This window comes from Rhodococcus sp. ARC_M12 (genome assembly GCF_022810385.1).
GTDB classification, from domain to species: Bacteria; Actinomycetota; Actinomycetes; order Mycobacteriales; family Mycobacteriaceae; genus Rhodococcoides; species Rhodococcoides navarretei.
The window spans coordinates 638,996-663,370 of the sequence record NZ_JALGQI010000001.1; the positions used below are offsets into that span (position 1 = coordinate 638,996).

Annotated in this window: 20 protein-coding genes; 8 read left to right on the plus strand and 12 right to left on the minus strand. The window is 66.8% G+C overall.

Annotated elements, in window-relative coordinates; translation table 11 throughout:
- Positions 1-7 precede the first annotated feature (7 nt).
- Positions 8-328, minus strand: coding sequence for a WhiB family transcriptional regulator (locus MTX35_RS03010; protein ID WP_037189857.1), 321 nt, complete (start codon positions 326-328; stop codon positions 8-10).
- Positions 329-930: 602 nt separating this feature from the next.
- On the minus strand, positions 931-3,045 hold the full coding sequence (locus MTX35_RS03015) for an ATP-dependent DNA helicase UvrD2 (protein WP_374230221.1): 2,115 nt from the start codon (positions 3,043-3,045) through the stop codon (positions 931-933).
- Between the two features lie 116 nt (positions 3,046-3,161).
- Here MTX35_RS03015 and MTX35_RS03020 point away from each other — a divergent pair, with 116 nt between their 5' ends.
- On the plus strand, positions 3,162-3,431 hold the full coding sequence (locus tag MTX35_RS03020) for a mycoredoxin (RefSeq protein ID WP_243593502.1): 270 nt from the start codon (positions 3,162-3,164) through the stop codon (positions 3,429-3,431).
- Positions 3,432-3,438: 7 nt separating this feature from the next.
- On the opposite strand, the gene nudC is transcribed toward MTX35_RS03020, so the two are convergent.
- Together nudC and MTX35_RS03030 are read right to left on the minus strand one after the other, a co-directional pair.
- A complete protein-coding gene (gene nudC / locus MTX35_RS03025; RefSeq protein ID WP_243593503.1) occupies positions 3,439-4,341 on the minus strand; it encodes an NAD(+) diphosphatase in 903 nt (300 codons plus the stop codon).
- Positions 4,342-4,365: 24 nt separating this feature from the next.
- Positions 4,366-5,433 (minus strand): TrkA family potassium uptake protein, encoded by a 1,068-nt coding sequence (locus tag MTX35_RS03030; protein ID WP_243593642.1) that lies wholly within the window; start codon positions 5,431-5,433, stop codon positions 4,366-4,368.
- A gap of 105 nt (positions 5,434-5,538) precedes the next feature.
- Here MTX35_RS03030 and MTX35_RS03035 point away from each other — a divergent pair, with 105 nt between their 5' ends.
- Entirely contained in the window at positions 5,539-5,925 is a 387-nt protein-coding gene (locus MTX35_RS03035) for a hypothetical protein (RefSeq protein ID WP_243593504.1), read from the plus strand.
- Here the strand turns inward: MTX35_RS03035 and MTX35_RS03040 are convergent.
- The 4 genes from MTX35_RS03040 to MTX35_RS03055 form a co-directional block, all read right to left on the minus strand.
- On the minus strand, positions 5,888-9,304 hold the full coding sequence (locus MTX35_RS03040) for an ATP-dependent helicase (protein WP_243593505.1): 3,417 nt from the start codon (positions 9,302-9,304) through the stop codon (positions 5,888-5,890). The genes MTX35_RS03035 and MTX35_RS03040 overlap by 38 nt on opposite strands.
- Positions 9,301-12,618 (minus strand): ATP-dependent DNA helicase, encoded by a 3,318-nt coding sequence (locus tag MTX35_RS03045; protein ID WP_243593506.1) that lies wholly within the window; start codon positions 12,616-12,618, stop codon positions 9,301-9,303. The genes MTX35_RS03040 and MTX35_RS03045 overlap by 4 nt, the downstream gene beginning before the upstream one ends.
- Before the next feature lie 64 nt (positions 12,619-12,682).
- Positions 12,683-13,327 (minus strand): response regulator transcription factor, encoded by a 645-nt coding sequence (locus MTX35_RS03050; protein WP_243593507.1) that lies wholly within the window; start codon positions 13,325-13,327, stop codon positions 12,683-12,685.
- Positions 13,324-14,445, minus strand: coding sequence for a sensor histidine kinase (locus MTX35_RS03055; RefSeq protein WP_243593508.1), 1,122 nt, complete (start codon positions 14,443-14,445; stop codon positions 13,324-13,326). Before MTX35_RS03055 ends, MTX35_RS03050 begins: the two co-directional genes overlap by 4 nt.
- A 136-nt stretch (positions 14,446-14,581) precedes the next feature.
- Between MTX35_RS03055 and MTX35_RS03060 the strand changes: the two genes are divergently transcribed.
- Genes MTX35_RS03060 through MTX35_RS03085 form a run of 6 tightly spaced genes read left to right on the plus strand, consistent with a single transcriptional unit; the run spans position 14,582 to position 19,472 of the window.
- Positions 14,582-15,313 carry an ABC transporter ATP-binding protein gene (locus tag MTX35_RS03060; protein WP_243593509.1) on the plus strand — a complete coding sequence of 244 codons (732 nt, stop codon included), beginning with the start codon at positions 14,582-14,584 and terminating at the stop codon, positions 15,311-15,313.
- Positions 15,310-16,086, plus strand: coding sequence for an ABC transporter permease (locus tag MTX35_RS03065; RefSeq protein WP_243593510.1), 777 nt, complete (start codon positions 15,310-15,312; stop codon positions 16,084-16,086). Before MTX35_RS03060 ends, MTX35_RS03065 begins: the two co-directional genes overlap by 4 nt.
- Positions 16,087-16,109: 23 nt before the next feature.
- A complete protein-coding gene (locus MTX35_RS03070; protein ID WP_308198096.1) occupies positions 16,110-16,886 on the plus strand; it encodes an alpha/beta fold hydrolase in 777 nt (258 codons plus the stop codon).
- The gene (locus MTX35_RS03075; protein WP_243593511.1) at positions 16,887-17,228 is read left to right on the plus strand and encodes an MGMT family protein; all 342 of its coding nucleotides are present in this window, start codon (positions 16,887-16,889) and stop codon (positions 17,226-17,228) included.
- Complete coding sequence (locus tag MTX35_RS03080) at positions 17,225-17,671, plus strand: PaaI family thioesterase (protein ID WP_243593512.1); 447 nt, start codon at positions 17,225-17,227, stop codon at positions 17,669-17,671. The genes MTX35_RS03075 and MTX35_RS03080 overlap by 4 nt, the downstream gene beginning before the upstream one ends.
- Positions 17,672-17,684: 13 nt before the next feature.
- Complete coding sequence (locus MTX35_RS03085) at positions 17,685-19,472, plus strand: NTP transferase domain-containing protein (protein ID WP_308198097.1); 1,788 nt, start codon at positions 17,685-17,687, stop codon at positions 19,470-19,472.
- Here the strand turns inward: MTX35_RS03085 and MTX35_RS03090 are convergent.
- From MTX35_RS03090 to nirB, 4 genes are all read right to left on the minus strand, one after another.
- On the minus strand, positions 19,426-20,154 hold the full coding sequence (locus MTX35_RS03090; RefSeq protein WP_243593514.1) for a sirohydrochlorin chelatase: 729 nt from the start codon (positions 20,152-20,154) through the stop codon (positions 19,426-19,428). The two genes, MTX35_RS03085 and MTX35_RS03090, sit on opposite strands and share 47 nt — an antisense overlap.
- Positions 20,154-21,365 (minus strand): uroporphyrinogen-III synthase, encoded by a 1,212-nt coding sequence (locus tag MTX35_RS03095; protein WP_243593515.1) that lies wholly within the window; start codon positions 21,363-21,365, stop codon positions 20,154-20,156. Before MTX35_RS03095 ends, MTX35_RS03090 begins: the two co-directional genes overlap by 1 nt.
- Positions 21,362-21,754, minus strand: coding sequence for a nitrite reductase small subunit NirD (gene nirD / locus MTX35_RS03100; RefSeq protein ID WP_243593516.1), 393 nt, complete (start codon positions 21,752-21,754; stop codon positions 21,362-21,364). Before nirD ends, MTX35_RS03095 begins: the two co-directional genes overlap by 4 nt.
- 122 nt (positions 21,755-21,876) lie before the next feature.
- Positions 21,877-24,372: a nitrite reductase large subunit NirB gene (gene nirB / locus MTX35_RS03105; RefSeq protein WP_308198098.1), complete on the minus strand. Its 2,496-nt coding sequence runs from the start codon at positions 24,370-24,372 to the stop codon at positions 21,877-21,879.
- Positions 24,373-24,375 lie beyond the last annotated feature (3 nt).

Sequence of the window (24,375 nt, forward strand, 5' to 3'; positions counted from 1 at the left end):
TCGGACGTCATGCTGCGTTCTTGCGCGGCCGTCCACGAGGACGCTTGCGGGCGATGACGACACCCTGCTCGAGGATCTCGCCTCCCCACACGCCCCACGGCTCGGCGCGGTCGAGAGCCGCACTCAGGCAGGTGCGTCGGATGGGGCACTCGGCGCACAGCGCCTTGGCCTGCTCCAGTTCGGCGGGGGTATCGGCGAACCACATGTCGGGGTTCGCCGCTCGGCAGGGCACGGACAGTGCCAGCTCGACCGATTCGGTCGAATACTGTGCAGCGTAGGCACTCTCGGACTCCGGTCGGCATGTCGTCCGGATCGTGGCGGTTGACACGTCGGTCTCCTCTACTTTTCGTGCGGCGTCGTTATCGGTTCGAGGGGTGATGCGAACCTGTCGGCCTCACGCTCGGATAGAGGAACTACCTGAACGAGAAAGGCCACGGTCCGCGAGTGCGGGTCCGTGGCCTGGTGGGGCTTGTCGAAGCGTCTACCGACAGTGAAGTCGGTGTCTGCTGTCGAGCACGGACGCACGTGGTGCGCGGTGACGGCGAGCTGCCTGGGCAACGGCTTTCGCTCCTGGTGCCAGGGCAACCTGGGCGGAATTCGGACCCGAGACCGCGTATGCGGACTCCTGGATGGGGCCGAAAGCGGAGGAACGAATCCACGTCTGCGCAACAGAGCCTGTAGCGGCGGCAGGAGTGCCGAGGGGGGCCACTCCGAAAGGTGCCGTGCCGAGGACAGGGCTGAACGCGACGGTTGCGTGGGCAACGGCGGCGGGCAATGTGTTGATCATTTTCTTCAGCTCCTGTTCTGGTCTCGACGGCGGATTGGACAGTGCGCGGTCTCCCGCGGCACGTGAAACAGACTAAGCCCCCCGCCGAGATCTGCACAAGTTATTTTTGACCTGGGGATTCCCACATTGTGTGAGCCGGCTCGTCACCTGTCCGAGGCCCGCACCACGGTGAGCACTTCGTCGCCGAACCGCTCCAGCTTCTTGGCCCCGATTCCCGGAATCGCTACCAGCCCACGCTCGTCCTGCGGTTGTTGTTCCGCTATGGCGGTCAGCGTGTTGTCGCTGAACACCACGTACGCGGGCACCTTCAGTTCGCGGGACTTGTCCAATCGCCACGACTTCAAAGCATCGAGCAGCGCGATGTCGACGTTCGACGGACAACTGTCGCACCGACCCAGCATGGTTGCGGACGTGCCGATCAGGGGCTTGCCGCACAACCGACACTTGGGACCGGACTTCTTGGCCGCGGGTGCGGCAATACGCGAGGCGGGTGAATCCTCGGGGATCAGACCGTTGAGAAACCTCGACCGGCGCCGCGATTTGCGTCCGCCCTCGTTGCGGGCGAGCGCCCAGGACAGATGCAGGTGGACGCGAGCGCGCGTGACGCCGACGTAGAGCAACCTGCGTTCCTCCTCGACGGCCGCCTCGTTGTTGGCACTGGGATCATTGCCGATCGCGTGCGAGATCGGCAGAGTGCCGTCGGCGAGACCGACGATGAACACCGCGTCCCACTCGAGTCCCTTCGCCGCGTGCAGCGACGCGAGAGTGACGCCTTGAACCGTCGGCGGATGCCGTGCCTCGGCCCGTGCGGCGAGCTCACCCAACAACTTCTCGAGGGTGAGGTCGGCATCGTGCACCAGAAGTTCTTCGGTGAGCTGCACCAGACCGCCGAGCGATGCCCACTTCTCACGGGCCTGTGCGCCGGTCGGCTCGGTTGCCGTCAGTCCGAGCGGGGCCAGGACTGCCCGCACCAGAGCCGGTAATCCCTCGCCGGCCTGCGCGCCGTCGGGTAGATCGTCGCGACCGCCTGCCTGCCGCAACGCGTTGACGCCCTGCCGCACCTCGGGTCTGGTGAAGAAGCCCTCACCCCCGCGCACCTGATACGGGATCTTCATCTCCGTCAACGCCTGCTCGTGCGCCTCGGACTGCGCGTTGATGCGGTACAGAATCGCGATCTCGGCCGGCTCGACGCCCTTCGAGATCAGCCTCTTGATCGCCCGCGCCACACCGTCGGCCTCCGCCGGCTCGTCGTCGTACTCGAAGAACTCGGGCTCGGGTCCAGGCTCGCGCTGGCCGATCAATTGCAGTCGGGTACCGGCAATGCGACCACGAGCGGCTCCGATGACGCGGTTCGCCAGCGACACCACTTCGGGAGTCGACCGGTAGTCGCGTTCGAGCCGAACCACGGTGGCTTCGGGGTACTTTCGGGAGAAGTCGAGCAGATACCGCGGGGACGCGCCGGTGAACGAGTAGATGGTCTGGTTCGCGTCGCCGACCACGGTGAGATCGTCGCGCTCACCCACCCAGGCGTCGAGCACTCGTTGCTGCAGCGGCGTCACGTCCTGGTACTCGTCCACGACGAAGCAGCGATAGCGCTCGCGGAACTCGTCGGCCACCGACGAGTGCTCTTCGAGTGCTGCCGCCGTGTGCAGGAGAAGGTCGTCGAAATCGAGCAACATCCCGTCTCCGCCACGGGACTTGAGCTCCTCGTATCCCGCGTACACGGCGGCGACCTTGGTCGCGTCCATCGGAACGTCGCGGCGGTTGCTCGCCGCAACACGCGGATAGTCCTCGGGGGCGATCAACGATCCCTTGGCCCATTCGATCTCTCCGGCGAGATCTCGGATGGCGTCCGTCGACGTCGACACGCCGGCGCGGTTCGCCGCCTGCGAGACGACGGTGAACTTGCGATCGAGAAGCTGCCATCCCGTGTCACCGACCACCTGCGGCCAGAAGTACTTGAGCTGACGCATTGCCGCGGCGTGGAACGTACGCGCCTGCACCGGAGGTCCGTCTCCCCCGACGCCGAGCTCGCGCAGGCGTCCGCGCATCTCACCGGCCGCGCGCGCCGTGAACGTCACCGCCAGCACCTGCCCCGATGACACGTGACCGGCAGAGACGAGGTGGGCGATGCGGCGGGTGATCGTGCGTGTCTTTCCCGTGCCCGCACCGGCCAGAACGCAGACCGGGCCGCGGGGGGCAAGTACCGCCGCGGATTGCTCCGGATCGAGCCCGGCGGTCATCGCGTCGTCAGCCATGGGGTCCATTGTGTCAGTGCGTACCGACAGTTCCACCCGGGCCCGAACGCATCGGCGAACGACCGATGCCGGTAGCGGCCGGAACAATCGCGTCGGCGCTCCTGTTGACTGTTGTCGTGACCACTTCCGAGAACACCCAGCAGAGTCCAGCCGCGTTGACCGTCTACTCCACCACGTGGTGCGGTTACTGCCGCCGGCTCAAGACCCAGCTCGACCAGGCCGGAATCGAGTACGCCGAGATCGACATCGAGCAGAACCCGGAGTCGGCCGACTTCGTCGGCAGCGTCAACAACGGCAACCATGTGGTGCCGACCGTGCTCTTCGCCGACGGCTCGACTGCGACGAACCCCACTCTGGCCGAAGTCAAGAGCGCGCTGTCGATCTGACCGACCGTCAGGCCGTCGCCGCCCACGCCTCCAGCATGCCGCGTGCGATGGAGATCGAGCCCGGTAGCAGCAACCGAGAGGTCGAATCCGATCCCCAGTCGCCCAGCTCGAGTGCCGCGAGGACCTCTGCTCGATCGAACCAGTGGGCCTCGGCGATCTCGCCGTCCTGAAAGTGCAGCGGTTGCTCCGGGTCGGCGACGGCGGAGAACCCGATCATCACCGATCGTGGAAACGGCCACGGCTGACTGCCCAGATATTCGATACCGGAGACGTCGAGGCCCACTTCTTCTCTGATCTCGCGTGTGACACAGGTTTCCAACGATTCGCCGGCCTCGACGAAGCCCGCCAGCACCGAGAAGCGACGCTCGGGCCACGCGGGTGCTCGGGCCAGCAGTACTCGGTCGCCGCCGTCGTGAACCAGACAGATCACTGCCGGATCGGTACGCGGAAATTCTTCGTGGCCGGTGGACGTGCTGGTCCGCGACCACCCTGCGCTCGACGGAGCGGACGGCGCACCGTCCAGCGAGCTGAACTGCGCGCTCGCATGCCAGTTGAGGATCGCCAGCGCGCCGGTCACCATCGACAACGCGGTGCTGTCGAGGCGATCACCATCGGTACGCAGATCCCCCAGCGTGCCCTGCATCACCTCCACCCGCCTGGCCCACAGGTGTCGGTCTCCGTGTATTCCGAGAAAGACCGCGTCGGGCGTGGGCTCCGCTGCGACGTCCGCGGCAGGGACGAGAACCAGGCCCTTCTCGTCCACCGAGAACCTGCCTCTGCCGTCGACGCTCAGGATGCGAGCAGTCGGCCAACCCGCTGCCAACGCTGCGGTGTCTCGGCGCAGTTCTTCTGCCCTGTTCAGTGGCGATCGGGACAGTCGAGGTGGGTGAGCGAGTTGGAATTTCGGCACGCGTACGACCCTACTTGCCCGCGGTCAGTCACCCACGCGACGGATGTACAGCAGACGGTCGGATGCTTCGACCGCATCGACTTCCGGAGTGCCGACCCGGAACAGTTTTCCGCCTCGCACCACTCCGAGGACGATGTCGGTGAGGTGCCGTGGCGATCCGCCCACCTCGTCGCGCTCGACTTCGCGCTCGGCAATGGCGAAGCCCGCCTCCGGGGTCAACAGATCCTCGATCATCTCCACCACGGACGGAGTCGACGTGGCGATCCCGAGCAGACGTCCCGCGGTCTCGGAGGAGACGACGACCGAATCGGCACCGGACTGACGCAGCAGGTGCGTGTTCTCCGCTTCCCTGATGGCCGCGACGATCTTCGCTTTCGGAGCGATCTCACGGGCGGTCAAGGTCACCAGCACGGCGGTGTCGTCTCGGTTGGTCGCCACGATGATGGCCGACGCGTGCTGAGCACCGGTGAGTCTGAGCACGTCCGACTTGGTCGCCGAACCGTGGACGGTGACCAGGCCCATGGCGGAGGCAGTATCGAGCACCATCTGGTCGGTGTCGACCACCACGATGTCGGACGCCGACACGCCGTCTCCGAGCATCGCGTCCACTGCGGTACGGCCTTTGGTGCCGAAACCGATGACCACGGTGTGATTGCGCACGCTGCGTCTCCATCGCTGAATTTTGAATGCTTGCCGGGACCGCTCGGTGAGAACCGACAGCGTCGTACCGACCAGCAGGATGAGGAAAAGGACCCGAAGGGGTGTGATGACCAGAATGTTCACCAGTCGCGCCGACGCACTCACCGGTGCGATGTCACCGTATCCTGTCGTCGAGAGCGACACCGTCGCGTAGTAGAACGAGTCGAGGAAGGACAGTTCGCCGTCCTGAGTGTCGCTGTATCCATCGCGATCGATGTACACCACGAATGCCGCGAGCAGCAGGATCCCCAGCGCCATCAGCACCCGCTTGTAGATGGCGCGCCAGGGACTCGATTCCAGTTCCGGTACCCGGAGCACTCCGACGAGAGCGAAGTCGGGCTTGTCGGTCAGCGCGCCACTGTCACCGAGGCTCGCACGCAACCTACCGGCCACGTCGCCCGCCGAGGTACTCACCGATGTCGAGATCATTCACGGCACGCAGCGTAACCCCATGCCAGGCTTCTGTGCCGACGACACAGGGTGTGGCACGGTATGGGCATGACACAGAGATCGAGTCAGGCAGCCGCATTGCGCCTCGCGGGACTGCTCGCCGGAGCCGGAATTCTCCACTTCGTCACTCCGAAGTTCTTCGATGCCCAGGTACCGACGGCGTTGCCAGGCTCGGCGCGGACCTATACGCAGGTTTCGGGTGTCGCCGAACTTGCCGTGGCTGCGACGCTCGCCGCACCGCGGACCCGTCGACTCGGCGGTGCACTCGCGGCCGCCCTGTTCGTGGTGGTGTTCCCCGCCAATATCAACCTGGCGTGGAAGTACGTACAGAGCCCGAAGACCTCACCGGCTCTCAAAGCAGCGATGATCGCCCGTCTACCGCTGCAGATTCCACTGGTCACCGAAGCTCTGAAGGCTCGTCGGAACGCACCGTAGCCCCCGGCTGCTCGGGCCCGGCCGGCCCTTCCAACAGCTGGGCCAATTCTGTTGCGTCCGGCAGGTTCTCGGGCGAAATGGTGTGACCGCTGCGCACGTAGTGGAACGCTGCGCGCACGCGGTCGAGCGGCACCGGTTCCGCGCGCCCGATCGACATCAGCTCGGCCCACGCCAGCCGGTAGGCCGCGAGTTGCATCGCTACCGCCCGCTGTTCCGACGCCGTCGGCTCTGCGCCCGTCTTCCAGTCGACGACGGTCCAGCCGCCGTCCGGGTCCGCGAACACTGCGTCGATGCGTCCTCGCAGTACCGTTCCCGCCACGGAGGTCTCGAACGGCACCTCCACTTCGACGGGGCTGCGGAGCGACCACTCCGAATCGAGAAACGCCTGCTGGAGGGTTTCGAGGTCCACGTCGGCCGAGGCCCCGGTGTCGGCAGAGCCCGGCAGTTCGTCGAGGTCGAGCAGTCGGGTCGCGCCGAACCTGCGTTCGATCCAGACGTGAAACGCGGTTCCTCTGCGTGCCAACGGGTTCGGCGGAAACGGAAGTGGTCTGCGCAGGCGTGAGGCCAATGCATCGGGGTCGGCCGCGAGATCCACCAGCTGCGTCACCGAGAGGTTGCCGGGCAGTGCCACGTCGACTCCTGCGACCGATCTCGCGGCCCGCTCCGCCAGCAGAGTATCGACGTCCGCGGCCCAATTCTCGGGGTCCTCCAGCGTCTGATCCTCAACGGTGACAACGCCTTCGGTCGGTGCGTGAGTGATCTCGGCCAGCGCGCGCAGCACCTCCTGTGCCCCGCCCTCGATCGCCCCCCGCCGTTGGCCGAGCGGATCGCGTGGCCAGGACGCCGTGTGCGGCACGGCCCCCAGTGGGTTCGACGCCCCGTCCTCCGGGGCAGGTGCCCACTGTTCGATTGCCGCGACGTCGGCGAATTCCAGTACGTGCCGGTGCAATTCGTCGAGAAAATCCGAGGGCCCGCGCGGCTTCGTTGCGGTCTCGTCCCAGTGGTGCGCGGAGACCAGCAGTACCCGTTCGGTTCGGGTGAGCGCTACGTAGAACAGTCGGCGATCCTCGGCGAGTCGACGCCTCGCCAACGCATCCTTGTGACTCTTGACGGCGTCTTCCAGATCCTTGCGGTTGTGGAGTTGTTCCAGTTCGAGAACCGGAACCCCCTCCGAGCCTTCGCCGTCGAGCGCACGGTCACCGCGCAACGACGGCGGTAGCTCGGCCATCGCCCCGAGCCAGGTGGAGGACGCGTTCGAGGACGGGAACACGCCCTTCGCCACGTGCGGCACTGCCACCACCTCCCATTCGAGGCCTTTTGCGGAATGGACGGTGAGCACCTGCACACGATGGGGCGCGACGTCGACCTCACCGGGAGCGAGGCCGTCCTCGACCGTCTCGGCCGCTGCGAGAAACGACAGGAATCCGGTGACCGTGGCGGTCGGGTTGTCTGCGTAATCGGCCACCACGTGGGCGAACTCGTCGAGATGTTCCCGACCGACCGCGCCGTGGGTGCTGATCGGTGTGCGTGCCTGAGCTTCGACGCCGATGCCCATGAGCCGTTCGATGTCGCCGACCAATTCCGTGAGCGGTTGACCGATTCGGTCGCGCAGCAGGTGCAGTTCGCCGGCCAGGGCGACGATTCGTCGATGACCGACCTCCGAGTATCGCTCGGCCGGACCGGGATCGGCTATCGCGTCGGCCAGACCGGCTTGCTCCGACTGTTCGCCGGGTAGCGCACTGCCGAGCGCGGCATCGAGTGCCTCCGGGTCGTCGACGCGACCCGCGGTGCCGTACCCGCCGCGGATCTCGAGTTCTCGGGCGCGCTGGGAGAGCGCCCGCAGATCCGTCGGGCCGATCTGCCACCGAGAGCCGGTGAGGATACGCATCGCCGAGCTACCGGCAGTGGGGTCCGCTACCAGCCGTAGCATCGCGATGATGTCGGCCACCTCGGGAACATGCAGCAACCCACCGAGCCCGACGACCTCCACCGGCAGCCCGCGGCTGCGCAACACCTCGGCGATCGGCTCGGCGTCCGCATTGCGGCGCACCAGAACCGCGGCGGTGGGCGGGGTGCGATCCTGCTCGAGGGCTGTGCGGTACTCCCCCGCGATTCGGTCGGCGATCCACTCTCGTTCGCCCACAACGGTGTCGGTGACGGCCAGTCGAACATCGCCGGGGACCGCACCCGGACGGGCCCGCAGAGTCGGCACCGGCACACCGACGCGGCGCAGTGGGTCGGTGATCAGGTTGGCCAGGGTCAATGCCTCGGGCGGATTCCGCCAGCTGGTGAGCAGCTCGAGCCGAGGTGCGGGGCTACCGTCGGCCTGCGGAAAGTCGGTGGCGAACCGAGGCAGATTTGCTGCCGATGCGCCGCGCCACCCGTAGATGGACTGCATCGGATCGCCGACAGCGGTCAACGCCAACTGTGGATCGCTCCCGGAGCCGAATAGAGACGACAGCAGGACGCGCTGTGCATGGCCGGTGTCCTGGTACTCGTCGAGCAACACGAGCCGGAAGCGTTGCCGTTCGGCGATTCCCACCTCGGCGTGCTCGGCAGCGACCCGAGCCGCCATCGACATCTGCGAACCGAAATCCAGCGCACCCTCGCGTCGCAGAGTCTGCGCCAGCTGTTCCACCAACGGCAGCAATCCGATTCGTTGATGCTGCGCGCTCAGGATGTTCAACAGCTCTTTGGTGGGTCCGCCGCGCTGCCGGGGCCCCGGCCCGAGCGTGTACACCAGCTTCTCCAGCTCCACGTGCGCGTGGCGCAGGTCCTCGGGATCGACCAGATGCTCGGCCAACTGGCCGGAGAGTGCGAGCACCGCCTCGGTCACCGACGTGGGGTTGCGATCGGTCTCCAGGTCGCCGTCCCAGGTACTGACGACACGGTGCGCGAGCTGCCACAGTTCGGTTTCCGAGAGCAGTGTCGCGGACGGTTCGATGGGCAACAGCAAGCCGTGCTCGGTGAGCAATCGACCCGCGTAGGAGTGATAGGTGCTCACTTCCGGCTCGGCACCGAGGATCCGCTCGCGCAGTGCCAGACTGGGATCGAGAGCCCGCACCAGATCGGATCCAGCCAGCCGAGCCAGCCGCGCTCTGATCCGAGAGGTCAACTGCTGTGCGGCTTTTCGAGTGAACGTCAGACCCAGCACCTGGTCCGGATCGACGAAGCCATTGGCCACCATCCACACCACGCGGGCAGCCATGGTTTCGGTCTTGCCTGCACCTGCCCCCGCCACGACGAGCGTCGGGCCGGGCGGCGCTGCGATCACTGCGGCTTGTTCGTCGGTCGGTGGATGCTTCTGCCCGAGCGCCCGGGCGAGTTCGACCGGCGACACCCGCACCGTACCGGTCCGAATCTTCGTCGATGCCGTCACTGCTCGGTCACCTGCCTACCCGTCTCGTGTGCCGGACAACTGGACTTGACCGGGCAGTGCCTGCAGCCGTCGTTGATCCGCGCCTCGAATGTAGGCCCCTGCGTTGCCGATGCGGCCTGGTGGACGGTGTCTCGCCACTCCTCGAGTTTCTCCGGAGTCGGCACTTGTTGGACGCGCTGTGTCGCCCCGTCCTTGTTGTGGGGCTTGGCGACGAACACCAAGCGCGCACCGCCGGGCTCGCCTGCAGGCTCACCCTCTATGGCACCGGCTGCCGCAGCGACCTGATAGGTGGCCAGCTGATGATGGCCCTGGGCATCCTCCTTGGACATGACGGTCTTGGCCGTCTTGACGTCGATGATCACCGGCCGTCCGTCCGGATCGTGTTCGAGTCGGTCGATGCGGCCACGCAACGCCACCGCAGGCTCGTCCGCGGACCGAGCGTCGAGTATGCCGTCGACGCGCACTTCGACTCCGACCTCGGTGAGCTCGCCGCGACTGCCCTGCAGCCAGCTCTCGAAGGTCTCGAGCATCCCTCCGGTTCGGTCGAGCTCGTGCCGTGAGTACCATTGCGATCCGAGATCGACTGCATCCCAGGCTGTTTCCAGGGCCCGGCGAAGTCGATCCGGTGGTATCCGACCGGCCACGGCCTGAACGAGAGTGTGCACGAGCGTGCCGGTGACCGCATGGGTGTTGGTGCCGTCGTTACCGCCGTGACGTTCGAGCATCCACCGCAGCGGGCAGGTGGTGAGTTGTTCCACCGTGGACGGCGAGAGCGGAACCGGACCGTCACCGAGTTGCCACAGCGGCGCGTCGGTGCTGGGCCCTGCCACCCCGAACCACTCGTCGGGATGCGCGCCGCGCACGCCGGCATCGGCGAGCGTGGCCAGATGCCGGGCCGCACGGGCACGCTTGTCCGGATCCTGCTCGGCGACAACCGGATCGCACACCACACTCCGGAGTTCGGCCACCAGCATGGGCAGCGCCAACACTCGGTGTGCGGTCTCCGGCCCGGGGAGCTCGGGTGCGAGCTCCGGCTCTCCTCCGTCGTCGAGGCCACGTAGTTCGTCCACGAATCGCGATCGGACGAGATCGGCATCTCCGGTGCTCGAATCGACGGCGGTGACGAGCAAGGTCGACCGAGCGCGACTGCACGCCACCAGAAACAGCGTCCGCTCCTCGGCCAGCAACGGTGCCGACTTCGACAGTCGCCCGTCGAGCGCCGCAGCTGCATCGACCTTGCCGGACGCAAGGTCGATCAAGGTGTCGGTACCCAGAAGGCTGCCGCGTGACCGCAGACCCGGCCACAGCCCTTCCTGCACCCCGGCAACCGCGACGAGCTCCCATTCCCGACCCGCGGCCGAATGCGCGCTGAGTAGCGTCACCGCGTCGGCCCGAACCGTGGGGCGCTGTGAGTTCAGAGTGGGAATCTCCTGCTGCGCAATGTAATCGAGGAATCCGCCGATCTGAGCCCGGGGCAACCTGTCGACGTATGCTGCCGCCGCGTCGAACAGTGCCACCACCGCATCCAGGTCGCGGTCGGCCTGGGCACCCGCCGAGCCACCCCAGGCGGACGCGGCGGACCAACGCCGCTCGAGTCCCGACGCCTGCCACGCCGCCCACAACACGTCCTCGACACCGCGGCCCGTGCGGGCGAGGGCCCGCGCCTTCCGGATGACACCCAGGGCTCTGCGCAACGGGGCGGACTCCACGTCCGAGAGTCCGTTAGTCCACCCGGCACTCCCCCGGGCGTCGTCGGTGAGTACGACTCTGAGCAACTCGGCCGAGTCGCGCTCACCGCCCGATGCGAGCTCGAGCCTGCGCACGCCCCGGCGCAGTCGCCGCAGACCCACCGGGTCGGCTCCACCGATCGGCCCGGAGAGCAACGCGAGTGCGTCTTCACCGTCGAAGCTCGGGTCGGAGATAGCCCGCAGTACCAGCAGAAGCCCGACGGCCCCGTGCTGGCGGTGCAGCGGCAGCTCCGAGGTCGGGGTGATCATCGGAACCCCTGCGCCGTGCAGAGCCCGGCGCAAGGGTGCGAGGGTGCGCGGCACGGACCGCACCACGATCGCCATCTCGGACCACGGCATGCCGTCGATCAGGTGGGCCCGACGCATGGCGTCGGCGATGATGGCCGCCTCCTTCGCGGGCGAGGACACCACGTGCACTCGCGCAGCCGGTGCACCGAATCGGGCGATGCCCACCGGTTGGGGACAGCGGTGCCGACCGAGCCCGGGCAGTCTTCTCGCCACGATGTCGGTCAGCTCGGCGACCTCGGGCACGGACCGATAGTTGCGTGTGAGCACCACCCGGCGCGGCGAGTCCACCTCGACCACGTCGGCCACGAACGTGGGGTCGGCACCGCGGAAGGTGAACACGGATTGATCGGGATCCCCGGCGACGACGGTCGATTCGGTATCGGTGCCGATCAATCGAACCAGCTGCGCTGCTTGCGGATCGAGGTGCTGCGCATCGTCGACGACGAGGTGACGAATGCGCGCGCGTTCGCTGCGCAGCAGTTCGGGATCGGTGGCGAACGCCAGGAGCGCGGCACCGATCAGCTCGGCGGCGTCCAGACCCGGTGCCGTGGCTCCAGCTGCCTCCACTCCGACGGCACCGCGCAGCAACATGGCCTGCTCGTATCCGGCCGCGAATTTTCCGACGGCGACCCACTCGGGCTTGCCGTGCTTGCGGCCGAGTTTGATCAGGTCTTCCGGACCGATTCCCCGTTCGGCGGCCCTGAGCATCATGTCTCGCACCGCAGTGACGAATCCCGCGGTGCCCAGTGCCGGACGCAGCCGCGCCGGCCAGTCACCTGCCCCGTCCTCCAGATCGCCGCGCAGCATCTCGCGCACCACCGCGTCCTGCTCGGCTCCGGTCAGCAATCGTGGTGGTGGATTGCCGTACAGCGAGGCCTGTAGCCGCAGCACCGCGAAGGCGTAGGAGTGGACCGTGCGCACCAACGGTTCACGAGTCGCCCGCAGTGCGTGATCGCCGCTGAAGAGGCCGGCGGTGATGACCTCACGCACCGCGGTTGCCGCCCGTTTGGACTGCGTGAGCACCAGAACCGACTCCGGATCACCGGTGACGATGCGCGAGACCGCGTAATCGGCGACGAGCGAGGACTTGCCCGTGCCGGGACCACCGAGTATCTGCCACGGATTCCATCGTGGAGCGCCCTTCGCAGCCTCGGCTGCCGAGTCGGGTGTCGCCGACAACAGCCGAGCTGCCGGGCCGGTCCACTCACGTGCCGGGCGGACCACCTTGGGTGCACGGACGAGAGTGACCGTCGCGCCGTGTCTGCCGTCCGAGCTCATGACACAGATGCAATCACGAGCCACCGACACATCGGCCGCCGCCCGGACGGAACCCTGGACGAGATCAGTCGAGCAACCCGTCCCGCAATGCACGCAGAACGGCGCTGGTTCGGTCGTTGGCACCGAGTTTGAGAATGGCCGACGACACGTGGTTCTTGACGGTTCCTTCGGCCAGGTGCAGTGCGTCGGCTATCGATCTGTTGGTGTATCCGCTTGCGACGAGCCGTAGGACGTCGAGCTCACGTGCAGTGAGTGTCTCGGCGACTCCGACGTCGGTCGGGCCGTGCTTCCCGGTCCGAAAAGCGTCCAGCAGTCTCTCGGTGATGGCAGGTTGCGCCACGGTGCGCCCGGCTGCGAGTTCACGTACAGCACCGCCGAGCCGCTCGAAGGTCACGTCCTTGAGCAGGTAGCCCCTCGCGCCCGCATGCAGCGCCCCGAGCACCAACTCGTCGTCGTCGAACGTCGTCAGAACCAGGACCGGTACCCGAATTCCTTTGTCCTGCAATGCTCGGAGCGTCCACAGGCCGTCGAATCGCGGCATCCGCAGATCCAGCAACACCACGTCGGGTGGATCGAGTTCGATGGACGCGACCGCGGCGGCACCGTCGTCGGCCTCACCCGTCACCTCGATGTCGGGATCCAACTCGAGCAGGCTGCGGATGCCCTGCCGAACCAGAGTGTGGTCGTCGACGATCAATACCGTGATCACGGTGCGGGCACCGTCGCATGGACCGCGAACCCGCGATCGACCGAGAACGTCACCGTGCCGCCCAGTCCTTCGATGCGCTCTCGGATCCCTTGCAGCCCGTGCCCCGGCTCGAAGTCGGCCGACGCCCGGCCGTCGTCGCGCACCGAGACCGACAGCGCACCGGTCGAATCCGTACGTACCTCGATCCACATCTCATCGGCATTCGCATGGCGAATGGTGTTGGTGATCATCTCCTGCACACAGCGGACCACCGCCACCGCGCGAGCTTCGTCGACCCTGATCTCGGGATCGACCGTCAGATGCACGACCGGTTCGGGCAACTGCGCAACCAGACGATCGAGCGACTCCCCCAGCACCGGAGTCCTGCTGCGCACCTCGCCGACGGTCGACCGGACGTCGCCGAGCAGGTCACGCGCGATGGATCGGGCCCGAACGACATGCTCGCGCGCAGGCTCGGAGACCTGATGGGACGCCACCTCGAGCTCGAGGCTCAGTGCGGTGAGCTGGTGACCGAGCACGTCGTGCAACTCTCGCGCGATGCGCAATCGCTCGTCGGCACGGGACGAATCGTCCAACAACGCACTGGCGGTGCGAAGTTCGGCGTGAGCGACCGCAAGTTCCCGACGCAACCGAGCCTGTCGCAGCTGCGCGGTCACCGACAACGCGCTGGCCACCTGCAGCGCTGCATAGATCGACATGATCAGCGCGATCTCCGAGATCCGTCCACCCCGAATCGCGACCGACACCCCCACGCAGCAGGTGTAGACCGCAACGATGACCGCCACCGACGACCCGGTCACTCGATACACGGCGAACGTGGAGGTGAAGACCAGCAGAATGGGCAGCCAACCCGCCGTCGGGGCGGTCAGCACCAGAACCGGTGCCAGCACCACCTGCGCGGCGAAGCACGCGCGCACGAGACGATCCGGCAGCCGATCGTCCCACCACATGCCCGCGGTCTGCGCCGGCAGAAAGGCCGCGAACAGCGCAGCCCAGATCCACAGCGGAACCTCGAGCTCGTCGGCGATCGACCGATCGAAGACGACGAGAGCGCCCATGACGACCGCGAGCGCGGACACGAACGCACCGGCCAGAACGTCGGGTCCGAGGCGTCTCATTCTGTCGACCCTATCGCCCGTTTCGTCCGCACACCCCTGCCGAAAGTCACGATCACGATCGGTGACGATCGGCACCTGTGCGCAGGCCACGGCGGATCTAGCGTCGAGATCGACACGATCGAGAAGGGAACATCGGATGGCAGCGATCGACGTTCGAGACATCACGCAGCGGTATCGGGGGCGCACCGCTGTGGCGGGAGTCAGCCTCACGGTCGCCGAAGGCGAGACGCACGGCCTGCTCGGGCGCAACGGTGCCGGTAAGACGACCCTGGTCGAAACCGTTGCGGGCCTTCGTAGACCGAGCTCGGGTGCCGTGCGAATTCTGGGACTCGATCCCGTCACCGACCGCGAACGAGTGCGCGCCGTTCTGGGAGTACAGCTGCAGTCCAACGACCTTCACACCGCACTCACCGTTGCCGAACTGGTCGATCTGTACGCGTCCTTCTACCCCCGACCTGCCGATCGAGACGCTCTCGTCCGTGCGGTGGGCCTGCACGAGCACCGCCGGGTGCGCTACGAGCGGCTGTCCGGAGGCCAGCAACAACGGTTGTCGGTGGTCCTCGCCCTGATCGGTTCCCCTCGGGTCGTCATGCTCGACGAGCTCACCACCGGACTCGACCCGGATGCACGACGAACCGTGTGGCGACTGATCGAGGACCTTCGCGCAGACGGTGTCACCATCCTGCTGGTCAGCCACCACATGGACGAAGTGCATCGCCTGTGCGATCGCATCACCGTTCTCGATCGTGGGTCCGTCGTGGCCACCGGCACACCGGATTCTCTGATCGCCGACGCCGGCCTCGGAGGCGACCACCGCGCCACCCTCGAAGACGCATTCCTGACGCTGACCGAACGGAGTTCGACATGACCGCACACGACATCCACGCCGCACCTCGTCCTGGCCTGCGTGCCACGCGAGCACTCGTCGGGGCCGAGATGCGCATGGTCACCCGGGACACGGCCGGCCTGATCGTCCCCATCGCCCTCCCGGTCCTCGTACTGGTGATGAACGGCTCGGGTACTTCGGCGGAGATCGTCGGTCCGGGTGCGATGACCGCGTTCGATCGGTTCGTGCTGCCGCTTGCCCTGACCATGATCATCGCCGTCATCGGCATCGTGAACATGCCGAGCTTTCTTGCGCTCTATCGCAAGTCCGGCGTGCTGAAGCGACTGTCGACGACACCGATCGGGCCGACGCAGGTGCTGGCTGCGCAGGTGATCACCAGCGCCGTCCAAGCGACACTCGGAATCGGTATCGCTCTGTCCGCGGCCGCCCTGCTGTTCGGAATCACACCCCCGCACAACCCGATCCTCGTCGCGGCAATTCTGGTGCTGGGTGCCGCCGCAATGTATTCGCTGGGGATCGTGGTGGCTGCCGTCGCACCCACCGCGAACTCGGCCGTCGCGATCGGCCTGACCCTGTTCCTGCTTCTCGGTGCGACCGGCGGGCTGTTCGGACCGGTCACAGATCTGCCGGACCCGGTGATGGCCATCGGCGAAGCACTACCCTTCGGTGCCACCGTGTCTGCGCTGGGAGCTGCCTGGTCCGGAACTCCGGTCGACGTCGCCGGACCGATCGGGCTCGTCGCCACCGTGTTCCTCGGAATCGCGTGCGCAGTCGGGTTGTTTCGCTGGTCCTGAGCAGATGCGGCATAGTGGTCGACGTGCCCGAGTTGAACCTGCATACGTTCGGACCCGCAGACGGTCCACAAATCCTCGCCGTCCACGGTGTCACCGGACACGGTGCCCGGTGGTGGGATCTCGCCGAGAACCATCTACCCGAGGCCAGGATCCTGGCACCCGACCTCATCGGTCACGGGCATTCCCCGGCCACGCCGCCCTGGGACATCGACGCGCAGGTCACTGCCCTGAAGGCCGTGCTCGACGCCCATGCGCGTGGACCGGTCGTGGTCCTCGGTCATTCGTACGGCGGCGCGCTGGCCGTGCACCTGGCGCAGAGATTCCCGGATGCGGTGCGAGCGCTGGTGCTGCTCGATCCCGCGATCGCTCTGCCGCCGGAGGAGCTGCTCGAGGTGGCCGAGGCCACCGCGAAGTCCCCCGATTACACCGACGCCGACGAGGCGCGGTCGGAGAAGATCCACGGGGCGTGGGCGGATGTGCCCACCGAACTGCTCGACCGAGAGGTCGCCGATCACCTGGTCCCCGCAGACGGTGGAAAGGCCGCGTGGCGAATGTCGATTCCCGCCATCGTGGCGACGTGGGGCGAGCTGGCCCGACCGATCGTGGTTCCCGCCGTGAGTATCCCGACCATCGTGGTGCGGGCCATGCGCGTCGAACCTCCTTATGTCACAGAAGAATTCCTCGCTGCTCTACACGACACGCTCGGTGAGAATCTACGCACCGTCGAACTCGACTGCGATCACATGGTCGGCCAGGCCAAGCCGGTCGAGGTGGCCGAGCTGGTGCGATCCGTGCTGTAGATGGCCCCGATCACCGAAGCCCAGGTCGAGAGAGTTCGTGCGTTGGTCGCGTCGATTCCCCCGGGGTTCGTCGCCACTTACGGAGACATCGCGGCTGCAGCCGACCTGTCGAGCCCTCGCATCGTCGGATGGATCATGCGCACCGATTCTGCCGACCTCCCCTGGCATCGTGTGCTCGGAGCCAGTGGTAGACCCGCTCCGCACCTGGCCACCCGGCAGCTGGAGAACCTGCGCAGCGAAGGCGTGCCGGTGCACGACGGGCGTGTGTCTCTGAGATCGATTCGATTCGACTTCGGGGCGCTCCCACCGCCACCTGCGTCGACCACTAATCTCGGGGAATGAACATCAGAGACGGGCTCGGGCAGTTCGATCCACGCCCGACGGCGAAATACGCGCTGTCGAAGGCGAGCGGCTTCGTCGCATCCGCCGGTCTCGTCGTCGACGAGGTTTCGGGTACGAGGGTGGCGGGGCACATCGATTTGACCGACGAGCACTTCACTCCGTGGGGTGTCGTCCACGGCGGCGTCTACACCACCGCCGTCGAGAGCGCCGCCAGTATCGGTGCCAGCGAGGCGGTCAAGGATCGCGGTGAGTTCGCGGTCGGCGTTCACAACGGCACCGACTTTCTCCGCGCCAGCAAGGGCGGCCGCGTCGATGTTGTCGCAGAACCGTTGCAGCAGGGCCGCGTTCAGCAACTGTGGCTGGTCACGATCACCGCCACCGACAGCGGCAAGACCATAGCGCGTGGGCAGGTTCGCCTGCAGAACGTGCCGCTGCCGACATGACAGTGGCCCCCTCGTGAAGCACTCGATCTGCGATGCGATCGTCCTCGCCGGCGGTCGAGGGTCGAGGATGGCAGATCCCGAGCACCCCGCTGCGCCGCAGAAGGTCGACAAGCCTGCCATGACCGTCGGTGGCCGTCGCATGGTCGACATCGCCGTGGACGCGGTGTCGAGTTGCCGCACAACGGTTCTGGTGGGTCCGACCCGGAACGGGATATCCGAGCACGTGGTGCAGACCCGCGAATCCCCCGCAGGCGGTGGACCCGTCGCCGCCCTCGCTGCAGGACTGCAATCACTCGACGGCAGGGCACATTCGGAGAGCACAGCAGATCTGGTGGTCGTCGTTGCGTCGGACATTCCGGCTCTCGACGCCGCGGCGGTCCGGTCGCTGATCGATTCCATGGTGCACGCGCAGACCGATGCCGTCTTCGCCCGCGACGAGGCAGGCCGCACGCAGTTCCTGCTCGGCGTCTGGAAGCTGTCTGCGCTGCGATCCGCTGTCGCACAGCTGGATTCGGTGGACGGCGCACCGATGCGCGCAATCGTTCCGGTCGATCACCTGGTGATTCCGGTGTCCGGGATCGAGGACTGCGATACTCGCGCCGATCTTCTCGCTGCCCGCCGCGCGGCGCAGCCGACGGAAGCGCTCGAGATCGCCGATGCACTCGCCCGCATTCGGAGTCGGATCGCGCCCCTACCCGTCCATCGAGTTGCGTTGCGGGACAGCGCCGGGACAGTTCTTGCAGAGTCCGTTCTGGCCGGCACGGCGTTACCTGCCGTCGATATCTCCGCGATGGACGGGTACGCCGTCTGCGGCACCGAACCGTGGGCTCTCCGGTCCGATGTCGCGTATGCCGGAAGCTCCGACATCACCGGACTCACCGAGGGGACGGCTGTGCGCATCGCGACCGGCGCTGCGCTCCCGCCCGGCGCAACATCGGTGGTGCGCGACGAACACGTGACTCGCGAAGCGGACGGTTCGGTGCGTCGGATCCCGACGGTGCCGCAATCCGACGACACGCGCCGACGCGGCGAGGACTGGCTGCCCGGTACCGAACTCGTCGCCGCCGGCACCCCGGTCGATGCCGCAGTACGGTCGCTCGCCGCCAGTGCAGAGACCTTCGAAGTCTCGGTACGTGGTCCGGTACGCGGGCGAGTAATCATCAGCGGCAACGAGATTCGATCCACCGGACCACTCGCTCCCGGCGAGACCAGGGACGTTCTCGGTTCGGTGCTGCCCGAGTACCTGGCGCACTGCGGGATCACCGTCGTCGATGTGATGCTGCTCGACGACTCATCGGCCGGATTCCGAGACGTATTGACCCGAACCGATGAGGTGGACGTCGTCATCGTCGTCGGGGCGACCGGAGGCGGTGCCGCAGATCAGCTCCGCTCCACCCTCGCCGGCGTCGATGCCGACACCGTCGTCGGACGAGTACGCGTGCGCCCCGGCGGCTCTCAGATCACCGCAGTACTGCCCGACGGCACGGTGGTACTCGGCCTTCCCGGCAACCCACTGGCCGCCGTCGGTACCGCGATGCTCACCGCGCCTGCCATCGTCGATGCCTTGACCGGAAGAACAGTGCGTGCCCTACGGCTGGGTCTGCTGTCCAATTCCACCGAGGTTCGATCCGCGGTCCCTCGCGTCGTCCCGGTCACCGCGGACGGCACGCGGTGGCGGGCAGATACCCGGGTCCGCACGGCGCACCTGGCTCACCTCGTCGGACGCGACGCCCTGGCAGTGATTCCGGCCGAGGTCACCGCCTACGAGCCGGTGACCATTCTTCCGTTGCCACACCACTAGATTCACCGAGAGATCGGACACCCTCGCGGTAGCGCGCGACCACGAGATCGACTATCGCGGGATGGACTCCGAGCGGGTCGCCGACGCCGTCGGCGCCGGCGTCGGCCAGGCGGGTGTGAAAAAGCCCGCGCGCCAACAGATACGACGCCACAAACACACGCGGGTGCCCGGCATCTCGCAGAGCCGACACCGCGTCGGACACGGTGGGGGTGCTGGTGGCGACGTAACCGATGCGGACCGGAACCCGAGCGACATCGGCCAGCATCGCCGCTGCGCGCCGGTGTTCTTCCAACGCGCGAGCGTCGGAGGATCCTGCGGCAGCGAGCACGATGCAGTCACCCGCCTGCCATCCTGCATCGCGCAATCGGTCGACCATGACCTCGGCCAGCACGGGGTCCGGTCCGAGAGCGCGGGTGACCGCGACCGACGGGTGCGCACTCTCGGCGATCTCTCGCGGCACATCGGTGTGCACGTGGTAACCCGATGCAAGGAAGGCGGGAACAACGACCGCCGACTCGGCGGTGTCGCGTAGTACCTCGGCCGGGGACGGCCCGAGCACGTCGACGAATGCCACGCGCGTGGTGCCGATCTGCGTCGACACGGAATCGGCGAGTGCGGCGATCATCTCGACACCACGGGGGTTTCGGGTGCCATGTGCAACCAACACCAGAGTCGGTGTCATCAGTACTTTCCCCCTTCTACGACGGCCGCACGCGCGTGCACGGCGGGCTCGTCGGAGTCGCAGTCCGATTCGGTCTCGATGTGATCGAGTGCGATGCGATAGCCACGCTTGACCACGGTCTGAATTGCTTTCGGCGCGCCCAGCGAGGACCTGAGTCTCGTCATCGCGGTTTCCACTGCGTGGGTATCGCCGCCGCCGCCGGGCAGCGACGCCAACAGGTCCTCACGAGAGACGACGCGTCCGGGAGTGCGGGCCAATGTCTTCATCAGCGCCATGCCTGCCGGGGACACCGGTCGAACTTCACCGTCGACCACCACGCACTTACCGCGGACACTGACCACGTGTCCGCCTGCATGCAGCCGGCCGGTTCGCCTCGGCAGTTCCTCGGCTATGTGCCGGGCCAGTGCGCCCAAACGCGCCCGTGCGGGCTGCGTGGTGGCCACGTTCAGTTGTTCGAGGGGCGCAGCGGTAACCGGCCCGACGCACACCGGCAGCACCCTCGATCGCATCGAGTGCAGCAGCGGTTCGAGCACGCCGTTCTCGTCGGCGCGCATCAGCATCGACGCCACCGCCGGTGCCGAGGTGAAGCTGAGGGCGTCGAGATCGCCGACGATGACGGCCTCGATCATGCGGTCCATCGGGCCCTGGTCGTCGGGCGCGGTCCAGCGGTACACCGGAACCGGCACCACTTCTGCTCCGGCACAGCGCAACACCTCGCAGAAGTCCGGTACCGGTTCCCACTCGGTGGTTGCGCCGTGCAACTGCACGGCGATGCGCTTGTCTTCGACGCCTTCGGCCAGCAGGTGTTCGAGCACTTCTGCCGAGGACTCCGAGGCGGGCGACCATTCCTCATGCAGATCGGCTGCTCGGATGGCGCCCTTGGCCTTGGGACCACGGGCCAGCAGCCGCGATGAGCCGAGAGCGCGGCCGAGTTCCTCTGCCTGTCCCCATCCGTCCGCTGCCTCGATCCAGCCACGAAAGCCGATTCCTGTGGTGGCCACGGTTATCTCGGGCGGATCAGCGATGACAGCGGCGGTGACGCGTTCGAGTTCGGCGTCGTCGGCCAGTGGAATGATGCGAATTGCGGGGGCGTGCATCACGGTGGCCCCGCGCCGCTCGAGCAGAGTCGCGAACTCCTCGGCGCGACGCGATGCGGTGATCCCGACAGCGAACCCGGCCAGAGGCGTTGTCGCCCCGGCGATTTCGCTCACGTAGATCCGCCGCGGACGAGCACGACGCCCTCTACGCAGGAGACCTCGAAAGATCCGAGGGTGACCTGCGGATCGTCGAGGCAGCGCCCGTCGGCCAAGGAGAAGACCTGCTTGAGCAGCGGCGATGCGACGGTGGGTTCACCCCCTCGGTCTCCCACCAGTCCGCGTGACATCACTGCTGCACGCCCGTACGGATCTATGTTGCCCACCGCGAACAGTCGTCCGTCGTCGAGCAGAAACAACGCCGCCTGGGTGCCGCCGCGCAGGAGCACCGCCACTCCTCGTCCCGGAATCAGCGTGTCGAGTGTGCAGGCCGGGGTCCAATCACGAGCGGTGTCGTTCGGTACCGCTGTTGGTGACTTCACTGTTGATGAATCGATGACAGTCATGGCGTACCTCCTGGTCAGCTATTCCACGTTGTCAGTGTTTCTGGCCCGTTAAGTCGCGATTACTCACCTGTGCACATGCACTCAGTTTCGTGACCCGCCGGTTGTCAGGTCCCGCGTTCGCCCTATGCGCCGACGCGAGGCATCCCCATCAGCACCGGGACCTTGCGAGCCCCGGACTCGTCGAACGAGATGGTGGGGTCGGCCTCACTCGGGGCGTTGACGAACGAGACGAATCGACCGAGCTTCTCGTCGTCTTCGAGCACACCGGCCCATTCGTCCTGGTATCCGGCGACGTGACGTGACATGTCTGCTTCGAGCTCTGCGCCGATCCCGAGGCTGTCCTCGCACACGACGGCCCTGAGGTGGTCCAGGCCCCCGTCGAGCGATTCGAGCCACGGTGCCGTGCGCTGCAAACGGTCGGCGGTACGCACGTAGAACATGAGGTAGCGGTCGATGTAGCTGACGAGGGTGGCGTCGTCGAGGTTGGAGGCCAGCAACTGAGCGTGCTTCGGTGACTGACCACCGTTCCCGCCCACGTAGAGGTTCCAGCCACCCTCCGTCGCGATGATTCCGACGTCCTTGCCACGGGCCTCGGCGCATTCTCGCGCGCAACCCGAGACGCCGAACTTGATCTTGTGCGGCGACCGTAGGCCGCGGTAACGGTTCTCCAGGTCCACTGCCATACCCACCGAGTCCTGGACGCCGTATCGGCACCACGTGGATCCCACGCAGCTCTTGACCGTGCGCAGCGACTTCCCGTACGCCTGACCAGATTCCATCCCGGCGTCGACGAGGCGCTTCCAGATCGCCGGCAACTGCTCGACGCGGGCACCGAACATGTCGATGCGCTGGCCTCCGGTCACCTTGGTGTACAGCCCGAAATCGCGAGCGACCTCGCCGATGACGATGAGCTGCTCGGGCGTGCACTCGCCGCCTGGCATCCGGGGCACCACCGAATACGTGCCGTTCTTCTGGATGTTGGCCAGGAAATGATCGTTGGTGTCCTGCAGCGACGCCTGCTCGCCGTCGAGAATGTGATCGGAGGACGTCGATGCGAGGATCGACGCCACGACGGGCTTGCAGATGTCGCAGCCGGTTCCCGCACCGTACTTGGCGATCAGCGAGGAGAACGTACGGGTGTCGGTGGCCCGAACGATCTCGAACAGCTCGGCCCTGGACTGAGAGAAGTGCTCGCACAACGACTTCGAGAGCACCACCCCGGACGCCGCCAGCAACGACTTGATGGACGGCAGGCATCCGCCGCAGGTGGTCCCCGCGGTGGTGCAGCTCTTCACGGCGGGCAGATCGCAGGCTCCGTCGGCGATAGCCGAGCAGATGGCACCCTTGCTCACGCCGTTGCAGGAACAGATCTCGGCGTCGTCCGGCAGCGCACCGATACCGACCTGTTCGGCTGCGGGTGAGATCAGGGCACCCGGGTCACCGGGCAACTCACGTCCGACGAGCGGACGCAAAAGCGAGTACGCGGAGGCGTCGCCGACGAGGATGCCGCCGAGGAGGGTCTTCGCGTCGTCGGTCACGACGAGCTTGGCGTACGTGCCCTTGGGTGCGTCGCTGAACACCACCTCCAGAGCCCCCGGAGTGGCCGCCATCGCGTCGCCGAAGCTCGCGACATCGACTCCCATGAGCTTGAGTTTGGTGGACATGTCGGCACCAGGGAATTGCGCTGCGCCGCCGAGCAATCGGTCCGCCACGACCTCCGCCGTCGAATATCCGGGTGCGACCAGGCCGTAGCACCGACCTTCGACCGCCGCGCATTCGCCGATGGCGTAGACGGCGGGATCGGAGGTACTGCAACCGATGTCGACCATGATGCCGCCGCGTTCGCCGACCTCGAGGCCGCTCTCGCGGGCCAGCCGATCCTGGGGCCGTACACCGGCGGAGAACACCAGCAGAGCGGCGTCTATCGTGCTGCCGTCACTCAATTCGACCGTCAGGCCTGCGCGGTCGTTCTCGGCGATCGACGACGTGCCCACTCCCACATGGACGTTCAACCCCAGTTCGGTGACGAGACGGGCCAACAGCGCGCCGCCGCCCTCGTCCACCTGCAGCGGCATCAATCGTGGAGCGAACTCGATGACGTGCGGGGTCATGCCCATCTTCTTCAGCGCGTTGGCCGCTTCGAGACCGAGGAGGCCACCGCCGACCACGACACCGACGGCTCCCGGTCCAGCGGCGTCGGCGCGTGCACGGATCTTGTCCAGATCGTCGAGGGTGCGGTAGACGAAGCACGCGGGCAGGTCGTGTCCGGTGATCGGCGGGACGAACGGGTAGGAACCGGTGGCGAGGACGAGTGCGTCGTACTCGACCGTGTCGCCCGTCGAGGTCACGACGGTGCGGTGGTCACGGTCGATGCGATCGGCACGGACTCCGGTGCGCATCTCGACGAGTGTGTCACCGGGATAGTCGTTGCCCGCCAATGCGAGTTCCTTGTGGTCCCAGGCACCGACGTAGGAGGACAGTCCCACCCTGTCGTAGGCCGCCAGTGCTTCCTCACACAGGACCGTGACCTTCCACTCGGCCGCCTCGTCGCGCGCACGCAACGCTTCGACGAATCGGTGTCCGACCATTCCATGACCTACCACTACCGCGTTCTTCACAAC

What these genes read in the sequence shown, in the direction of transcription:
- MTX35_RS03015 (WP_374230221.1), bottom strand. Translation starts at nt 3,045, where the DNA reads ATGGCTGACGACGCGATGACCGCCGGGCTCGATCCGGAGCAATCCGCG.
- MTX35_RS03035 (WP_243593504.1), top strand. Translation starts at nt 5,539, where the DNA reads ATGACACAGAGATCGAGTCAGGCAGCCGCATTGCGCCTCGCGGGACTG.
- MTX35_RS03045 (WP_243593506.1), bottom strand. Translation starts at nt 12,618, where the DNA reads ATGAGCTCGGACGGCAGACACGGCGCGACGGTCACTCTCGTCCGTGCA.
- MTX35_RS03055 (WP_243593508.1), bottom strand. Translation starts at nt 14,445, where the DNA reads ATGAGACGCCTCGGACCCGACGTTCTGGCCGGTGCGTTCGTGTCCGCG.
- MTX35_RS03060 (WP_243593509.1), top strand. Translation starts at nt 14,582, where the DNA reads ATGGCAGCGATCGACGTTCGAGACATCACGCAGCGGTATCGGGGGCGC.
- MTX35_RS03065 (WP_243593510.1), top strand. Translation starts at nt 15,310, where the DNA reads ATGACCGCACACGACATCCACGCCGCACCTCGTCCTGGCCTGCGTGCC.
- MTX35_RS03075 (WP_243593511.1), top strand. Translation starts at nt 16,887, where the DNA reads ATGGCCCCGATCACCGAAGCCCAGGTCGAGAGAGTTCGTGCGTTGGTC.
- MTX35_RS03080 (WP_243593512.1), top strand. Translation starts at nt 17,225, where the DNA reads ATGAACATCAGAGACGGGCTCGGGCAGTTCGATCCACGCCCGACGGCG.
- MTX35_RS03090 (WP_243593514.1), bottom strand. Translation starts at nt 20,154, where the DNA reads ATGACACCGACTCTGGTGTTGGTTGCACATGGCACCCGAAACCCCCGT.
- nirD (WP_243593516.1), bottom strand. Translation starts at nt 21,754, where the DNA reads ATGACTGTCATCGATTCATCAACAGTGAAGTCACCAACAGCGGTACCG.